The sequence below is a fragment of the Maritimibacter alkaliphilus HTCC2654 genome, assembly GCF_000152805.1.
GTDB classification, from domain to species: Bacteria; Pseudomonadota; Alphaproteobacteria; order Rhodobacterales; family Rhodobacteraceae; genus Maritimibacter; species Maritimibacter alkaliphilus.
In genome coordinates this window covers 3,921,319-3,938,875 of sequence record NZ_CH902578.1, presented here as the reverse complement: position 1 = coordinate 3,938,875, position 17,557 = coordinate 3,921,319, and the positions used below count along the sequence as shown (strand labels likewise).

The following is a 17,557-nucleotide window of genomic DNA, read 5'->3' as shown; positions in this document are numbered from 1 at the left end:
CACCTCACACACATGGCCCGCGCTGGGCGCATGAGCGGAGGCCGCCATGGGCAGCTATATCCTCAAGCGACTGATTTCGGCGATCCCGGTGCTGCTTGGCATCACGATCATCGTGTTTCTCATCATGGCCATGATCCCCGGTGACCCGGCCACCGCCATTCTGGGCAGCTACGCGACGCCCGAAAACGTGGCCAAGATCAACCGTGACCTCGGTTTGGATAAGCCCCTGATATCGCGGTATTTCATCTGGCTCGGCAATATGCTGACGGGCGACTTCGGACGCTCGTTCAGCCTGAACCGCCCGGTGATCGACGAAATTCTCGAACGCTTCAATGCGACGCTCATTCTGGCCGGGACGGCCTGGGTGCTCTGTTCGCTTCTGGGCATCCTCGCCGGTGTCGTATCGGCCTCGCGCCAATACGGCTTCGCGGACAAGGCGATCACCTTCGTCGTGCTGATCGGCATTTCCGTGCCCAGTTTCTTCCTCGGCATGATGATGATCCTGACCTTCGCGGTGAACCTGCGCTGGCTGCCCGCCTCCGGCATGTTCGCGATCTACGGCGGGGGCGATCTGCCCGACCTTCTGCGTCACCTCGTCATGCCCGCCATTGCGCTGGCCGTCGTCGCCACTGGCGTCGTCGCGCGCCTCAGCCGGTCGGCCATGCTCGAAGTGCTCAGGCAGGACTACATCCGAACGGCACGCGCCAAGGGGGTCGGCGAGCGGCGGGTGCTTTACGGTCACGCCCTGCGCGCCGCGATGGTCAGTATCATCCCCGTGCTCGGCATTCAGGCGGGCTTCGTCCTGTCCGGTTCGGTCTTCATCGAGATCGTGTTCCAGTGGCCCGGCGTGGGACGGATGCTGGTGGACGCGATCCTGACCCGTGACATCCTTCTGGTGCAGGGCGGCGTCGTCTTCGTCGCGGCGTGCTACGTCTTTTTCAACATCTGCGTGGACGTGGCCCAGTCCATCCTCGACCCGAGGATCAAGACATGACGTTTCTGAAGCTTCTCTTTCGCAACCGTCTGGCCGCGCTCGGCGCGGTGGTGCTGGGGATCATCCTGCTCTTGGTCATCGTGACGCCGATCCTGCCGCTTCAGGACCCGGACGTGACCAACACCGCCGACCGTTTCATGACCCCGTTCTCGGACGGGCACCTTCTGGGCACCGACCATCTGGGGCGCGATCTGCTGTCGCGTCTGCTTTACGGCACGCGCGTGTCCTTGGCCGTGGGCATCTTCGCCGCCCTGATCGCGGGCACCATCGGTTCGGCCATCGGGATCGTCGCGGGCTATTTCGGCGGGCGCACCGACAACATCATCATGCGCGGCGTCGATATGTTGATGGCGTTCCCCTATATCCTGTTGGCGCTCGCGATCGTCGCCGCCCTCGGCCCCGGTCTGTTCAACGCGCTGATCGCGGTAGCCGCCGTGAACATCCCGTTCTTCGCGCGCAACATCCGCGGCGTGACCGTCTCGCTCGCCGGGCGGGAGTTCATCGACGCCGCGCGCCTTGCCGGTATGGGGCACACGCGCATCATCCTGACCGAGCTTTTGCCGAACGTGCTGTCGACCATCGTGATCGCCATGTCCACGACCGTGGGCTGGATGATCCTCGAGACCGCCGGGCTGTCGTTCCTCGGTCTCGGCAGCCAGCCGCCGCAGGCCGATCTCGGCTCGATGTTGGGCGAGGCGCGCTCGCAGCTTATCACCGATCCGCATACGTCGATCATCCCCGGCATCATGATTTTCCTTATCGTCATGTCGATCAACCTGTTGGGCGACGGGGTGCGCGATGCGCTCGACCCCCGCCTTCGGTCCGGTGCGCTCACGCGGCCGCGCGCGCAGACGCTCGTGAACCGGGGCGGCGACGTGCCGGCCGATGACCGGAAGGGCATCCTGAACCTGCAACGCCTATCCACCCAGTTCCACATCGGGCCGCGCATCTACAAGGCGGTGAACGAGGTGTCGCTTTACGTGAACCCCGGCGAATGTCTGGGCGTGATCGGCGAATCCGGCTCCGGCAAGTCGGTCACCGCGCTTTCGGTCATGGGCCTAGTCCCGTCGCCGCCGGGTGTCGTGACGGGCGGTGCGGTGCGTTATGAAGGCGAGGATCTGCTCGACATGCCGTTCGAGAGGCTGCGCCAGAAACGCGGGGACAACGTCGCCTATATCTTTCAGGACCCGCTTTCCACGCTGCACCCGCTCTACCGCGTGGGCGACCAGTTGAAAGAGGCGATCAGCGTGCACCACAAGGTGTCGGACAAGGAGCTGGACCGCCGCGCGATCGAGTTGCTGAAATCCGTGCGCATCCCTAACCCGGAAAGCCGGATCAGGAACTACCCGCATGAAATGTCGGGCGGGATGCGACAGCGGGTCGGCATCGCCATGGCGCTGGCCAACGATCCCGAGGTCATCATCGCGGACGAACCGACAACCGCGCTCGACGTGACCGTGCAGGCGCAGATCCTGTCGCTGCTGGACGATCTCAGGCGGGAACGCGGCCTTGCCATCGTGTTCATCACGCACGACTTCGGCGTGGTCGCGCAGCTTTGCGACCGGGTGGCGGTGATGTATGGCGGGCGGATCGTCGAAGAGGGGACGACCGCCGACATCCTCGACAAACCCGCCCATCCCTATACCGCGCGGCTCATGGCCTGCGTGCCGGAACTGGGCGGCGGCAAACGCGAACTGGCCGCGATCCCGGGCCTGCCGCCCATCGTGTCGGACCTGCCGCCGGGCTGCGCCTTCGCACCGCGTTGCGACAAGGCGACGGAAGCCTGCACGCAAGGCGAGATCGCGCTCGAAGGTGGCACCCACAAGGTGCGTTGCATCCATCCCGAGGAGGAGGTCGCATGACCGCTGCACTCAAAGTCGACAACCTCGCCAAGACGTTTTCCATCTCCGGCGGCCTGTTCGGCGGGCAGCACCCCGGCGTGCGCGCCATCCGGCCCATGTCGTTCGAGGTGCAGACCGGCGAAACCCTTGGCATCGTGGGGGAATCCGGCTGCGGCAAATCCACGCTTGCCCGGATGCTGGTGGGGCTGCTGGAGCCGACCGAGGGGAGTATCGAGATCGAAGGCAAGGCATTGGACAATGCCGACCCGGCGGCGTTCGGGCGGCTGATCCAGTACATGTTCCAGGATCCGGTGTCGTCGCTGAACCCGCGCAAGACGATCAAGCAGATCATGGAAGCGCCGCTCAAACGGCTTTACGGCATGAACCGGGCCGAGCGCGATGCACGGATCGACGAGATTTTCGACAGCGTCAATCTGCGCCCCGAATTCCTCGAACGCTATCCGCACGAGTTTTCCGGCGGGCAGGCACAGCGCATCGGCATTGCGCGGGCACTGGCGGCAAGCCCCCGGATCATAATTCTGGACGAACCCGTCTCGGCGCTCGACGTGTCGGTGCAGGCGCAGGTTCTGAACCTCATGCGCCGCCTCAAGAGCGAGTTCAACCTGACCTACCTGTTCATTTCCCACGACCTCGCCGTGGTCGAGGCCGTGTCGGACCGGATCGTCGTGCTTTACTTCGGCGCGGTGGTCGAGATCGGGCGGGCGGAAGAGGTGTTCTCGAACCCGCGCCACCCCTATACCAAGCTGCTCGCCGACAGCGCCCCGGTCGTGGGTCGCCCGCTCACCGCGCCCGAACAGAAGGACAGCGAACTGCCCGACCCGCTGAACCCGCCGCCGGGCTGCGCCTTCGCCACCCGCTGCCCGCGCGCGACCGAGATTTGCCGCGACCGTGACCCCGCGCTAGAACAAGTCGGAGATGACCAGTTTGCCGCCTGCTTCCACCCCCTCTAAGGACGCCGTGCGCCTGAGCCGCCCGGCGCAGGTGGCCGAGGCGATCAAGACCTTCATCGTGAAGGAAGGGTTGCAGCCCGGAGATCGGCTGCCGTCCGAGCCGGAACTGATCGAGCGGTTCGGCATGGCCAAGGGCACGATCCGCGAAGCCCTGCGCCTTCTGGATGCGCAGGGCCTTGTGAAATCGCGCACCGGGCCGGGCGGAGGCACCTTCGTTCACGAACCCTCGCCCGAACGGGCCGAGGCGCTGCTTGCGAACTATTTCTACTTCAAGGATCTGACGATTTCGGACATCTACCAGATCCGCCGCGTGCTCGAACCCGAGCTTGTGGCCGATCTGGCGGGCAATCTGAACCCCTGTGTTCTGGGCGAACTGCGCACCATCCTCGCCTCCTATTCCGAACCCGCGACGACGGATGACGAAGAACGGGACCAGCACATCGCGACGCTGCGGTTCCACAAGCTTCTGGCCGATCAAAGCACCAACCCGCTTCTATCGTTCCTCATCGGCTTCATGCTGTCGATCCTGACCGACATCACGGTCTATCGAAAGCTCTACACCCCCATCAACCACGACCTGTGGTCGCGCGGCGTCGATTATCAGACCCGCCTGCTCGACGCGCTGGATCAGGGCGACGGCAAGGCCGCGCGCGCGATCATGAAGGCGCATATGCAGACCGCAGGCCCGCTCATGGAAGGGCAGGAGGCCTATTCGCTGAAACGGTTCCTGACCGACTGATCCGCCCGGCCAAACTTGCATTGCGCCTGCCGGATATGGGCCTATACCTCACGCCATGCGTATCCCTTCGCTCCGGCATAACCTGTTCACTTCGGGCCTTCTTGCGCTGGGCGGAGCGGCGGGTTTCCTGTTCCAGTGGATCGGAACGCCGCTGCCCTTCATGCTGGGCAGTCTCATCATGGCCGCCGCCGGAGCGATGGCTTTCGGTGACAGGTTTCCCCAAGGCTACAGCTATCCGCTCCCGTTCCGGCAATTGTTCGTCGGTGTCATCGGCGTGATGATCGGGGCGCAGGTGTCGCCCGACCTTCTGACGCTCGCGCCGAAGCTTCTGGTCAGCATTCCGGCGATCCTGCTGTTCGTCGTCCTCGCACATAGCGCGAACTACCTGATCTTCCGCAAGGTTGGTAAGCTGGACCGGGCGACGGCCTATTACTCCGGCTCACCGGGCGGTCTGCTGGAATCCATCGCGTTCGGCGAGGATGCGGGGGCCGACATCCGCGTCCTGACAATCCTGCAATTCCTTCGGATCATCGTGGTCGTCGCGGTCCTGCCCTTCGCGATCTCGATCTACGAAGGGGAGCCGGTCGGCTCCGCCGCGGGCCTCACCACATCCGCCGATCCCGCGATCTGGCTCGACGTGGTGCTCGTCATGCTGTTCTCCGTCGCGGGCGTCTGGCTGGGCGGCAAGGTCAAGCTTCCGGCCTCGCAACTTGCCGGGCCGCTGTTCCTCGTCGGTGTGGCGACGGCGACCGGCATCGTCGATCTGAACATTCCGGGCTGGCTGGTCGCCTCGGCGCAGGTCGTCGTCGGCATCAGCCTCGGCCTGCGCTTCGTCGGCATCACCCGCCGGATGATGATCTCGGGTCTGGGCCTGTCGCTTCTGTCCGGGGCGTCGATGCTGGGGATCGGCGCGATCCTTTCCCTGATCGTCGCGCGGCTCACCGATTTCAGCCTCGAGACGCTCATCATCAGTTTCGCCCCCGGCGGCGTCACCGAGATGAGCCTGATCGCGCTGTCGCTGGCGGCCAATCCGACCTTCGTGACGCTCCATCACCTCGTGCGGATCGTGGCGACGGTGGTGGAACTGGCCGTCGTGCGAAAGATGAACTGGTTCGCGCCCTGATTACTTGTTGGCGTCGATCCAGCGGCTCATCAGCCCCGCATCGCGAAAACACTCGTCCGGGATCGCGCGGCGTTTGATCCGCGCCAGCTTCTCGGCAAAGGCGACCTGACGCGACGTGGCGACGCCCTGCGTGGCGCTGCGCTGGCGGTTGCGGTCGATCCAGCTCGACAAGGCCTGCCGCGTTTCAAGACTGGCACGCGGGATCGGCATGTCCAGCTTGCGCGCGATGGCACGGGCATAGCCCAACTGTTTGTCGGTCGGGGGCAGGGGATTGGTCTCATACATGGCACGTTCTCCCATCAGATGAGAACAAATATAGAACATGCGTGTTCTATTTCAAAGAACAAACGCGTCAACTGGCCGTGATGTTGCACAATTTGTGGGGGTGGCCCGGAATTTCGCCACAACATTGTCCGATTTGGTGCCTAACCACGGGGCATGTCGACGGACCGAACATCGGTGCCACGCACCCCCCGGCTGCTCGCCCCGTTCGAAGGGTTTCGCGGGCTGGCGGCGCTGTCCGTGTGCCTTTACCACCTGCATCACGTGCCGGGGCTGTCCACGCTTACCGCGCGCCTGCCGGGGTTCTTCGGCTCCGGCTGGGTGTTCGTGGACGTGTTTTTCGTGCTGTCCGGCTGGGTGATCGCCCATGTCTATGCCGACCGGATCGCAGAGGGGAGCGCCACGTTGCGCGCGTTCTTCGCGGCCCGCGTGGCCCGGCTCTGGCCGCTGCACATGGTCGTGCATCTGGTCTGGTTCGCGATGGCGCCCGTTCTCTTCGGTGCGGCGGGGGCGGGTGCCTATGCGGGTTGTCTGCCCCAACTCGCGACGTTGAGTTTCACATGGGGGCCGCTGGCCTGCGCGGCGCCGGTGCCGCCGGCCTGGTCGATCAGCGCCGAAATTGTCGCTTATCTCGCGTTTCCGCTTCTAATCGCTGCCGGATTGCTGCGCTCGATGCGCGGTGCGCTCGTGCTGATCGCGGTCGGGGTCGGCGGCTATCTGGCGATGCAGGCCCTCTGGGGCGGCTTCCACGTCTATGACGGGCGCGCACCGCTGCGTGCGCTGTCGGGGTTCTTCATCGGGGCCGGTCTCTGGCGGTGCCTGCGCGGCGCCCCCTTGGCCGACGGCACCGCGACGCGATTTCAGTGGATCGCCGCAGCGGGTCTGATCGGCGGTATCGCCCTGAACCTGCCGCCGTTCTTTCTGCTCGGCGCGAGCGTGCTTTTGATCGTCGGCGTCGCTGCGGGGCACGGGCCGTTGGCGCGGCTTCTGTCCACTCGCCCGCTCCTGACCCTCGGACGTCTGAGTTTCGGGCTTTACCTTTGGCACTGGTTTGCGATCATGGCGCTGGCCAGACTGGGCGATGCGGCGACGCTGCCCTTGGCCCTGATCGCGGTCTTGGTCGTTTGTGTCATCGCCGACCTGTCCTACCGCGCGGTCGAAATGCCGGCCCGGCATGCATTGCGGCGGGGCCTGTCCGGAAGCGGCGCACCCAAACGCGCCATGGTGGAGTGACCATGCAGATCGTCTACGACGGAGACTGCCCTTTCTGTTCGCGCTATGTCGCGATGGTGCGTCTGCGCGAGGCGGCCGGGCCTGTCGAACTGATCGACGCACGCAGCGATCACCCGGCGGCGCGCCGTGTGACGCAGGCGGGCTTCGATCTGGACGAGGGTATGGCGCTGATCGACCGCGACACGATCCACTTCGGGGACGAGGTGGTGCATCGGCTGGCGCTCATGAGCACGGGGTCCGGCGCGTTCAACAAGCTGAACGCGCATATCTTCCGCTCGCCGCGCGTGGCGCGGATGCTTTATCCGGTGATGAAAGCGGGTCGAAACGCGACGCTCACCCTGATGGGGCGGCGCAAGATCGGGGGCTGACCCAGATCAGTGCGAACAGACCTTGGGGCGGGTCCAGTCGACCGGCTTGAAGGTCAGGAATTTCCGCGCCGCGATTCCATGCGAGAGGTAGGTGTTCGTCCAGCCCGATGCGGTCGAGACGGGCCCGGACGCCGTCGCGACCGTCACCTCCAGCCCCGGGGTCAGCGCCAGCATCCGGTCCAATTCATAGCGCACAAGGTCATATCCCGGTGCGATGTAGCGCGCGTCGAACTGCGGGCTGTTGGATGCGATCGGGGTCACGAGGTCGGACTGATAGGACGCGCCGAAGGGCAGAACCCCGTGGAACAGATGATTGGTCTCGCCCCCCTCGGTGTGAAGGTTCGAGAACATGGCGACCGAGCTTTCGGTCTTGAGACCCAGATAGGGGCTCCACCCGTTCGCGAAGTACAGAAGCGGAATAAGCACCAGCCAGCCCGCGCGATAGCCCTGCTTGCGCCCGCCGTCGCGCGGCATGAAAAGGATCAGGAAGGCATAGAACCCCAGCGCGTAGACGGCGAAGAACGGCATGAAGGCGCGGTCTTCGGGGATCAGGCGATCCGGGGCGAAGAGCGCGCTCATCGCGGCCACGTAGGCCAGCACGAACAGGACCAACGCACCGCGCCCGATCTTCAGCGCGGTGTCCCGGCTGCCGGTCCAGCGGGCCAGCGCGTCATGGGCGTTGGTGAACACCTCTTTCGGCAGGAAAAGCGCATAGAGCACCAGAACGATGGTCGAGAAATCCTTGTAATAGGCATATCCGGTGAAACCGATGATGATGTGGAACGGCACGCCGATGAGGATGCCGATGGTCTTGAGCCGCGGAATGAACAGGGCGACCATGGCGATGCCTTCGATGATGAAGGTCGCGTAGATCGCGCCATAGTGCCCGAACCCCCAGTCGCCCAGCCCGACACCCGTGGTCAGCGCCTTGTACAGCACGACCGCGCAGCTCACCGCCGGGTCGAGGAAGTCGATGTTGATCTTGTGGTAGATGCCGAAGAAATACATCGCCGGAAGGATCAGCCGCCCCGCCGAGGCGATGCGGTGAAAGAACGCCTCGCGCCCGTCCGGCCCGGTGGGGCGCAGGTAGAAGAGCGCACCCAGAACGACGAGCGAGAACGCGAACGAGGTCGTCTGGTTGTTCGACGCCACGGGCGAGTTGAGGATGTAGGTCACGCTCCATGCGAAGGCGTTGATCGTGAGGATGCCCCACAGGCGTGGCATGACGATGCCTGCGACGCTCAACCCCATGAACACCGCGTGGAGCGCGGCGGGCAGGGGCGTGCCGCCCATCGTCAGGCCCCAGATCTGGAAGAAATAGATCGACGACAGCAGCGTGACGAGGCCAAGCCGGTCCATCGGCTGCGCGGCGATGCGCGGAAGCGTGAACGGTTTGACCTGACCTGCGCCGACTTGTTCCATCTCAGCCCCAATGCCACTTGAAAGAACCACTGTTTCCACGTCGGCATAAATGGAAAATGCGGTGAAATGTGGGCGGGACTGTCCGGCTTTTGCGACGAAAGCGCGGGTTTCGGATCAGAGCCGCGCCAGCCGACCCGGTGTGCCGGGGGCCAGTGCCACACCCGACAGCTGCGCCATGTGCCACGCAAGGACGAGGTTCGACGACAGGACGGGCATGGAAAGCCGGGTTTCGAGGTCGTCGATGATCCCGAGCGTGCGAAGGTTCGTGCAGGACATGAACAGCGCGTCGACGCCGCCGGGTTCGACCAGCCGTTCGGCGGCGGCGATGATCGAGGCCGGCGCGATCCGGGCGACCTTGGCTTCGGTCGACACGTTGAAACTTCCGAACAGCGGTGTCTCGACACCCCCTTCCGCCAGCACCTTGCAGATCCGATCCGACACTTCGGCAAGGTAGGGCGACAGAAAGGCGATCCGCTTCACCCCAAGCGCCGCGCAGGCGGCGAGAAGCGCCGAGACGGGTTCGGTGACGGCCCGCGTCTGCGCCCCGCCCGAGACGAGGGCGGCCACCTGTGCGCGCCCGATCTGGGCCGTGCCGGATGTGCAGCCATAGCCGATCGCGGCGAAGCGGGTCCACGGGCAAAGAAGCTCGGCACTCGCCCCCAGATCGCCCTCCATCGCCGCCAGCGTCTCGGGCGTCACGTCCGCGCCCGACCGGATGCGGGTGATTTGCAGTTCGACCTCCGGCCCGAACAGCCTGCGGAAATCCTGCTCCACCGTTTCGTCGGATTGCAGGACGATCAGGCCAAGCTGGGTCGGAAACACCTCGACCGGCTCGTATGGGAAGACCCGGAAACTCATGGATCGACCTGCGGTATCGCGTGGCCGACCGGCATGGTCAGCCAGTCCGCACCATCCTCGGTGACGACGATGTTTTCCTCGTGGACCATGATGCCCGTCTGCGTTTCGACCACGGGTTCCAGCGTCAGCACCATTCCGGGGACGAGCGGCGTGTGGTCGGCGGGGATGAGCGATGGGGGTTCGGTGAGTTGCATCCCAAGCCCGTGGCCCAACCGGCCCTTCACGGCGGTGTCGCCGCCCGTCAGGATCAGGTTCATCGCGGCATAGACCTCGGCGGGTGTCGCGCCCGGTCGGGCGGCTTCGAACCCGGCATGGGTCGCGTCGATCAGGCGGGCATGGGCGCTTTGCACGTCGTCCGATGGCGCGGCGATCGAGAAATTCCTGTCGAAGTCGCAGAAGTACCCATCCCACACCGCGCCCGTGTCGAGCATCAAGACGCAGCCCTCTTCGAGCGGTGCGTTGGTGGCGGGCGAGATCACGTCGCCATAACCACCCGGCGCGGCTGCGCCAGCAAGGTAGGGCACCCAATCCGCGCCTTCGTCGAGCAGGAGCGACTGGAACGAACGAAAGACGGTGGACAGGGGAATGCCCGCACCGGCGATGTCGTTCACCCGCGCGAATGCGGCCTCGGCGATCCCGCAGGTCCATCTGATCTTGGCGATCTCGGCTTTGGTTTTGACCATCCGCGCCGAACGAAGGATCGCGGCATCGTCACCGAACACCCGGTCGGGCAGGCGGTCGCGCAGCGTCGTCCAGTCCTGAAGCGGCATACGCAGATGCGATTCCGGGCCGGACGGCACGCCGATCTTGCCGCGCTCCGGGGCGACCTCGGCCAATGTGTCGGCCAGCAGGGAAACGCCGTCGTCGGTATAATCCGGCGACACCCAGGTCCGGATGTCGTCGATCCAGGTTTGCCGCATCAGATGCGCCCCGATTTCCGGGATCACCGCGATGGGTTTGCCGGAGGCCGGGACCACGAGGAACCAGGGGCGGGTGGGGCTTTCCCAGAACCGCGTGAGAAATCCGGTGAGGTATCGCACCTCGGGTTCGGTGGTCAGAAGCAGCGCCGAAAGGTCGTGTTCGGCCATGCGCGACTGGATATTCGTCAGCCGTTCGGAATACTCGGTTTCGGGGAAGCCGCGCGGGTGGGTCATGCTGTTTCCGACAGGATGGTAAGTATACTGGCTTTCTGGGTGATCCCGACCTCATCCGGCAGGCCCGCGACCAGCGCGGCAAGGCCAGCCGCGCCGGACGGGGTCGAGGGCAGTCCCGCCGCCTCGGCCCTGTCGCATCCGGCCTGCGCCTCGCCTTCGGTGATCGTCACGAACCAGTCCGCGTCGCGGGCAAGGCCCTTCAACGCGATGAGCGAGGGCATCTTGCAGTCGAGCCGCCCCATGATCGACACCGGCCCTTGGCTTTCGGTGGGCGCCCCCGCCTCGATGGAGCCGATCAACGCCGGGGCGGCCTCAGGCTCGACGACCACGATCACGGGGTCGTCGCCCCAGATGCGCCGCGCATGTGCCGCCGCCGCGCCCGCCAGACCGCCGACACCGGCCTGTAGCAGGATGTGGCTGGGCGGCTCCGGCAATTGGCTGGCGGCCTCGGCCATGAGGATCAGGTAACCCTCCATCAGCGTTCTGGGCATTTCGGTGTAGCCCGGCCATGAACTGTCCGACAGAAGCGTAAGGCCCTCGTCCGCCGCCTCGGCCTCGGCGGTCGCCATGCTTTCCTCATAGGTCGCCCCGGCGCGCCGCACCTCGGCCCCCTCGGCGCGTAGCCGGTCCGCAAAGCTTTCGGGCACGGTGTCCGCCAGATAGATGCGTGACGTCGCGCCGAACGCGGCGGCCCCGGCGGCCACCGACAGCCCGTGGTTTCCCGCGCTAGCGGCCACGTATGTGCGCCCCGCGGCCCGCCCCTCGGCGGCATCACAGGCGATGACATGCGCGGCGCCCAACGCCTTGAAGCTACCCAGCCCCATGCGCGCGCGTTCGTCCTTGACGAAGACGCGCGCCACACCGGCCGCATCGGCAAGGTCCGCGCTCGGCAGAAGCGGCGTTATCCGGTGGCGCGGGCAGCGCGCCACACGGGCCAAGGCCGGGTCGGCATCGTCCAGCGGAAAGGGAATGTCGGCGAGGGCCGGGTGATCCAGCCCCGCGCCGCGAAAGGGGTTTCGAACCGCCCGCACCTATCCAAAGACGGCGGTCAGAGCACCGTCCACCGCTTCCGTGATCGCGTCGATATCGGCGGGCGTGGCGATCAGGGCGGGCGAGAAGCACAGGACGTTGTTGAGGCCCGGAACAGACCGATTGGACGCCCCGATGATGACACCGCGCTCGGCGCAGCCCGCGACGATCTTGCCGATGTCGGCCTCGCTCACCGGCTCTTTCGTGCCCCGGTCCCGAACCAGTTCGAGGCCCTGGAACAGGCCCAGTCCGCGCACGTCGCCGATCACCTCGTGTTTCGCTTCGAGGGCCTTGAGGTTTGCCATCAGCCGCTCGCCCATCTTTTTGGCGTTCTCAACCAGCCCTTCGTCCTCGATGATCCGCATGTTTTCCAGCGCCGCCGCCGGGCCGCCGGTGCAGCCGCCGAAGGTCGAGATGTCGCGGAAATGGTCGAGCGGGTCGGACGGGTCGGACTTGAACAGGTCGAACACCTTTTCGGTGGTGACGCAGCAGGCGATGGCGGCGTAACCCGACGCCACGCCCTTGGCCATCGTCACGAAATCCGGCTCGATCCCGTAATGCTGGTAGCCGAACCATTTGCCGGTCCGGCCCATGCCGCAGACCACCTCGTCGATATGCAGGAGCACGTCGTATTTGCGGCAAATCTCCTGCACCCGGTCCCAGTAGCCGGGGGGCGGGGTGATGACGCCGCCGCCCGCCGTGATCGGCTCGAGGCAGAGCGCGCCAACGGTGTCGGGGCCTTCGCGCAGGATCACCTCTTCGATCGCGTCGGCGGCCCTGCGTCCGTATTCTTCGCCCGACAGATCCCCCCATCCCTGATCGGCGGCGCGGTATTCCATGCAATGCGGCACGCGCACGAAATCGGGCGTGAGCGGTCCGTATTGCATCACACGCTCGTCCTGACCGCCCGCGCTCATCGTGCCGATGGTGCCGCCGTGATAGTCGCGGTCGCGGTAGAGGATCTTGGTCTTCTTGCCGCCATAGCGTTTGTGCGCGATCTGGCGCACCATCTTGAACGCCTTCTCGTTCGCCTCCGAACCGGAGTTGCAGTAGTAGACCCGGCTCATCCCCGGCATTTTCTCGATCAACTTTTCGGCGAAAATGGCGCCCGGGATCGTCCCGGCGGCGCCCGCGAAATAGTTCATCTTCACAAGCTGTTCGCGCACGGCATCGGCGATGGTTTCACGCCCGTAGCCCACGTTCACGGTCCAGACCGCACCCGACACGGCGTCGATGAACTCGCGCCCGTGCTGGTCCCAGACGCGAATGCCCTTGCCTTCGACGATGATACGCGGCTCGCCCGTCTCGAACGGTTTGTGCTGGACGAGGTGGTGCCAGACATGCGCCTTGTCGGCCTCGACCACATGGGAAATGTCGTTGTCGGTATAGCCGTCCACGGGGACCTCCTGTCGGGTTTTGTCTTTTTGATCAAAAAAACCCTATGAGCGGCGTCGGGCGATGTAAATGGACGACTTGCTCTGCGGGCCCGCCGCTATAGGGTGGCCCTCACAAAAGGAGATCGCCATGTCCGAGATCATGCCCGAGGGCCACGCCGTTCTGCGCACCGTCGCCATGCCCGCCGATGTCAACAGCGCGGGCGACATCTTCGGCGGCTGGGTTCTGAGCCAGATGGACATCGCGGGCGGCATCATCGCGGGCGAGAGGGCGTCGGGCCGGGTCGCCACCGTGGCCGTCGAGGCCATGAAGTTCATCCGCCCGGTCAAGATCGGTGACATTCTGTGCATCTATGGCGAAGTGGCGCGGGTCGGCACCACATCGGTCGCGGTCCGGCTGGACGCCTGGGTCGTGCGCGGGCAGGGCAAGACGAACGAGAAGGTGACCGAGGGCATCTTCACCTTCGTCGCGCTCGATCACGAGGGAAACAAGCGACCGATTGACAACAGTTGAGATCGCTTTGCGCCTTGGCGCGCGCGAACAATTGCACGGGCGGCAGAGGTTGCACAGAGTGCGGCCAACGAACGCCACAGGATTTGTCATGTTCTTTCGTCCGCTGCGCCTGTTCGGCGTCTGTCTTCCGAAACTGATCTTCGCTCTGGCCTTCGTCGCGCTCTGGATCGCGCAGCCGGCACGGTCGCAGAACGTGTTCCACTTCGGAAACCACATTCCCAGCTTCCACGGCGGCTACTACATCAACGGTATCCCGTCCTCGGCGTTCATCGACACGGGGGAAAACCGGTTCCAGAAGGCCGGGCGCACCTTCGGCCAGTCCATCGGCGGGGTCGAAGGGGTGGCGAACGATCTGGCCGACATCGGCCTGTTTCCGTTCCGCGAGCCGCTTCTGTTCGGTGCGGCGGCGCTGGGCGTCGGTGTGCTGGCGGCGAACGACTATGCCATCACGTCCTACTACAAGGACAACGTCGAACCGCTGTTCGCGGGCTTCAACCTGCCGCCCATCGTGCCGCGCACACGCACGAGCCCGCTGCGGTTCCTGTCCGTCGAAGATCAGTATCTGGTCGCGGGGATCGGCGCGACTTACGCCTATGGCATCGCCTTCAACGACGAACGCGCGCAGGTGGCGGCGCTTCTGTCGACCAAGGCCGTCGCCTATTCCTATCTCGTGTCGCAGGTGCTTCTGAAACCCGTGTTCGGGCGGGTGCGCCCGTCGCGCGATCTGTCGTCCTACGGCGGGCCGGTCGATGTCATCGACCGCAGCGGGCGCAGTCCGAACCCTTACAACTGGGGCAACGCCGTGCCCGTGTCGCTGACGCCCTCGAACTTCGGCACCTCGTTCCCCAGCTTCCATTACACCGCCTATTTCTCGGTCGCGCGGGTCTATTCCGGGGTCTACGACAATTCATGGGTGCCCTATGTCGTGGCGGGGGCGCTGCTGGCCTCGAACATCCGCAGCCACAACCATTGGGTCAGCGACATGGCGGCGGGCGCCCTGATCGGCACGGTGATCGGCCAGTCGATCCTGAACAACTACGCCGAACGGCGCGGCGGGCTGAACACGACCTTCACGCCGATCGTGTCCTCGTCCGGGATCGGTGCGCAGTTCTCTATGACCTTCTGACCGCCTGCGCGGGAAGAACATACCCTGAACACCTTTTCCTCGCTCTGCGGCTGAGATAGGCTCACGGCCATGAGCAGCCATGACGACTCCCCAGCCATGTCCGGACCCCGCCCAAGCCTGAGCCAGATGGCCATGGCCGCGCGCCCGTCGCCCTATCTGGACGAACTGAACCCGGCGCAGCGCGAGGCGGTCGAGGCGCTCGACGGGCCTGTCCTCATGCTCGCGGGCGCGGGGACCGGCAAGACCAAGGCGCTGACCGCGCGGATCGCGCATCTTCTGAACACGCACACCGCCCGGCCGAACGAGATTCTCGCGGTGACCTTCACCAACAAGGCCGCACGCGAGATGAAGGACCGGGTGGGCCGCCATCTGGGCGAGGCGGTCGAGGGGATGCCGTGGCTCGGCACCTTCCACGCGATCTGCGTGAAGCTTCTGCGCCGCCATGCCGAGCTTGTGGGGCTCAAGTCGAATTTCACCATTCTCGATACCGACGACCAGATCCGGCTGATGAAGCAACTCATTGCCGCCGAGAATATCGACGAGAAACGCTGGCCCGCGCGGCTTCTGGCCGGGATCATCGACAATTGGAAGAACCGGGCGATCACGCCGGACAAGATCCCGGCGGCGGACCATGCGCTGTTCAACAACCGGGGCGGCGAGCTTTACGCCGCCTATCAAGTCCGGCTGAAGACGCTGAACGCCGTCGATTTCGGCGACCTGCTGCTCCACATGGTCACGATCCTTCGTGAGCATGAGGACGTGCTGGCGCAGTATCAACGGTGGTTCCGCTACATCCTCGTCGACGAGTATCAGGACACGAACGTCGCGCAGTATCTGTGGCTTCGGCTCTTGGCGCAGGGACATCGGAACATCTGTTGCGTGGGCGACGACGACCAGTCGATCTATGGCTGGCGCGGGGCCGAGGTGGGCAACATCCTGCGGTTCGAAAAGGATTTTCCCGGCGCCAAGGTGATCCGGCTGGAGCAGAACTACCGCTCGACCGAGCACATTCTGGAAGCCGCCAACGCCGTGATCGCGGGCAATGCCGAGCGGCTGGGCAAGGAGCTGTTCACCGAAGAAGGGCAGGGCGACAAGGTGCGCCTGATCGGCCATTGGGACGGCGAGGAAGAAGCGCGCTGGATCGGGGACGAGGTCGAGGCGATGCAGTCTGGGTCGAGCCGATACTCGCGAACTAGGCATAATGCACGTTCCACTAGTGAGGCTCAGGAAACTGAACGGTTATCTAAGCGTGGTTCGACTCAGAAAGTCAGAGAAGACGACATTCACCAAGTGAATTTGGATCGCGCTCAGACCTTGACTGATGCTGGGCGTGACAACTTGCCGTTGCCGAACAACTATTCACTTGATGAAATCGCGATCCTCGTGCGCGCCTCGCACCAGATGCGCGCCTTCGAGGATCGGTTCCTGACCATCGGTCTGCCCTACCGCGTGATCGGCGGCCCGCGCTTTTACGAGCGGATGGAGATCCGCGATGCCATGGCCTATTTCCGGCTCGCCGTCAGCCCGGACGACGATCTGGCGTTCGAGCGGATCGTGAACACCCCGCGCCGGGGCTTGGGCGACAAGGCGGTGCAGACGATCCAGCGCGTCGCGCGGGCGGGCAACGTGCCGCTTGTGGACGGCGCCGCCAAATGCGTCAATCAGGGTGAGATTAAGGGGAAAGGCGGCAAGGGCCTGTCTGACCTCGTGCAGAACATCTACCGCTGGCACAGCCAGGTCCGGGACGAGGCCGACACCCACGTCGAACTGGCCGAGATGATCTTGGAGGAATCCGGCTACACCGAGATGTGGCAGAACGACAAGACGCCCGAAGCGCCCGGTCGGCTCGAAAACCTCAAGGAACTGGTCAAGGCGCTGGAAGAATTCGACAATCTTCAGGGCTTTCTCGAACACGTCGCGCTCATCATGGACAATTCGTCGGGCGAGGAGGAGGAGAAGGTCACGATCATGACGCTCCACGCCGCGAAGGGGTTGGAATACCCCGCCGTGTTCCTGCCGGGGTGGGAGGACGGGCTGTTCCCGTCGCAACGCTCGATGGATGAGACCGGTCTCAAGGGGCTCGAGGAAGAGCGGCGGCTGGCCTATGTCGGCATCACACGGGCCGAGGAAATGTGCACGATTTCCTTCGCCGCGAACCGCCGCGTCTTCGGGCAATGGCAAAGCCAGATGCCCTCGCGTTTCATCGACGAACTGCCCGAGGATCATGTCGAGGTGCTGACGCCGCCGGGCCTGTACGGCGGCGGCTACGGGGCGACGGCGAGCTTCGGCTCCGGCTCGTCTCTGGAAGAAAAGGCAGCGCGCGCAGATGCTTACAACTCGCCGGGCTGGAAGCGGATGCAGGCGCGCGGGGCCGAGCGTCACATGCACTCGCCCAATGAATCCCGCAATCTGACGATCAACGCGACCGCCGTGTCGTCGTTTACGCAGGGCGACCGGGTGTTCCACCAGAAATTCGGCTACGGCTACGTCATGGGGATCGAGGGCGACA

At 65.0% G+C, this 17,557-nt stretch carries 16 protein-coding genes; 10 read left to right on the top strand and 6 right to left on the bottom strand.

The features are described 5' to 3' along the window. The first annotated feature begins 46 nt into the window (after window positions 1-46). The 5 genes from RB2654_RS20275 to RB2654_RS20255 are packed head-to-tail and all read left to right on the top strand — an operon-like array spanning window position 47 to window position 5,668. Entirely contained in the window at window positions 47-994 is a 948-nt protein-coding gene (locus RB2654_RS20275; protein WP_008335306.1) for an ABC transporter permease, read from the top strand. Next, entirely contained in the window at window positions 991-2,856 is a 1,866-nt protein-coding gene (locus tag RB2654_RS20270; protein ID WP_008335297.1) for a dipeptide/oligopeptide/nickel ABC transporter permease/ATP-binding protein, read from the top strand. The genes RB2654_RS20275 and RB2654_RS20270 overlap by 4 nt, the downstream gene beginning before the upstream one ends. After that, a complete protein-coding gene (locus tag RB2654_RS20265; protein ID WP_008335295.1) occupies window positions 2,853-3,806 on the top strand; it encodes an ABC transporter ATP-binding protein in 954 nt (317 codons plus the stop codon). Before RB2654_RS20270 ends, RB2654_RS20265 begins: the two co-directional genes overlap by 4 nt. Continuing rightward, the gene (locus RB2654_RS20260; protein ID WP_050772004.1) at window positions 3,772-4,545 is read left to right on the top strand and encodes a FadR/GntR family transcriptional regulator; all 774 of its coding nucleotides are present in this window, start codon (window positions 3,772-3,774) and stop codon (window positions 4,543-4,545) included. The genes RB2654_RS20265 and RB2654_RS20260 overlap by 35 nt, the downstream gene beginning before the upstream one ends. A gap of 55 nt (window positions 4,546-4,600) precedes the next feature. After that, window positions 4,601-5,668 (top strand): AbrB family transcriptional regulator, encoded by a 1,068-nt coding sequence (locus RB2654_RS20255; RefSeq protein WP_008335291.1) that lies wholly within the window; start codon window positions 4,601-4,603, stop codon window positions 5,666-5,668. On the opposite strand, the gene RB2654_RS20250 is transcribed toward RB2654_RS20255, so the two are convergent. Next, on the bottom strand, window positions 5,669-5,953 hold the full coding sequence (locus RB2654_RS20250) for a hypothetical protein (RefSeq protein WP_008335290.1): 285 nt from the start codon (window positions 5,951-5,953) through the stop codon (window positions 5,669-5,671). It lies immediately after the preceding gene. Between the two features lie 174 nt (window positions 5,954-6,127). On the opposite strand from RB2654_RS20250, the gene RB2654_RS20245 reads away from it, so the two are divergent. Then, on the top strand, window positions 6,128-7,183 hold the full coding sequence (locus RB2654_RS20245) for an acyltransferase family protein (protein WP_040885345.1): 1,056 nt from the start codon (window positions 6,128-6,130) through the stop codon (window positions 7,181-7,183). Window positions 7,184-7,185: 2 nt separating this feature from the next. Continuing rightward, window positions 7,186-7,551, top strand: a complete 366-nt coding sequence (locus RB2654_RS20240) for a thiol-disulfide oxidoreductase DCC family protein (protein ID WP_040885344.1) — start codon at window positions 7,186-7,188, stop codon at window positions 7,549-7,551. Between the two features lie 6 nt (window positions 7,552-7,557). On the opposite strand, the gene RB2654_RS20235 is transcribed toward RB2654_RS20240, so the two are convergent. The 5 genes from RB2654_RS20235 to RB2654_RS20215 form a co-directional block, all read right to left on the bottom strand. After that, on the bottom strand, window positions 7,558-8,973 hold the full coding sequence (locus RB2654_RS20235; RefSeq protein WP_008335284.1) for a hypothetical protein: 1,416 nt from the start codon (window positions 8,971-8,973) through the stop codon (window positions 7,558-7,560). 114 nt (window positions 8,974-9,087) lie between these two features. Next, window positions 9,088-9,831: a maleate cis-trans isomerase family protein gene (locus RB2654_RS20230; RefSeq protein WP_008335282.1), complete on the bottom strand. Its 744-nt coding sequence runs from the start codon at window positions 9,829-9,831 to the stop codon at window positions 9,088-9,090. Next, window positions 9,828-10,985, bottom strand: coding sequence for a M24 family metallopeptidase (locus tag RB2654_RS20225; protein ID WP_008335280.1), 1,158 nt, complete (start codon window positions 10,983-10,985; stop codon window positions 9,828-9,830). Before RB2654_RS20225 ends, RB2654_RS20230 begins: the two co-directional genes overlap by 4 nt. After that, window positions 10,982-12,016, bottom strand: a complete 1,035-nt coding sequence (locus RB2654_RS20220) for a pyridoxal-phosphate dependent enzyme (protein ID WP_008335278.1) — start codon at window positions 12,014-12,016, stop codon at window positions 10,982-10,984. Before RB2654_RS20220 ends, RB2654_RS20225 begins: the two co-directional genes overlap by 4 nt. Beyond that, the gene (locus RB2654_RS20215; RefSeq protein WP_008335271.1) at window positions 12,017-13,411 is read right to left on the bottom strand and encodes an aminotransferase family protein; all 1,395 of its coding nucleotides are present in this window, start codon (window positions 13,409-13,411) and stop codon (window positions 12,017-12,019) included. Between the two features lie 127 nt (window positions 13,412-13,538). Between RB2654_RS20215 and RB2654_RS20210 the strand changes: the two genes are divergently transcribed. The 3 genes from RB2654_RS20210 to RB2654_RS20200 all read left to right on the top strand — a co-directional run. Then, window positions 13,539-13,922, top strand: coding sequence for an acyl-CoA thioesterase (locus RB2654_RS20210; protein ID WP_040885343.1), 384 nt, complete (start codon window positions 13,539-13,541; stop codon window positions 13,920-13,922). Window positions 13,923-14,010: 88 nt separating this feature from the next. Beyond that, the gene (locus RB2654_RS20205; protein ID WP_008335267.1) at window positions 14,011-15,048 is read left to right on the top strand and encodes a phosphatase PAP2 family protein; all 1,038 of its coding nucleotides are present in this window, start codon (window positions 14,011-14,013) and stop codon (window positions 15,046-15,048) included. A gap of 69 nt (window positions 15,049-15,117) precedes the next feature. After that, a partial coding sequence (locus RB2654_RS20200; RefSeq protein WP_040885342.1) for an ATP-dependent helicase occupies window positions 15,118-17,557 on the top strand: 2,440 nt, incomplete at its 3' end.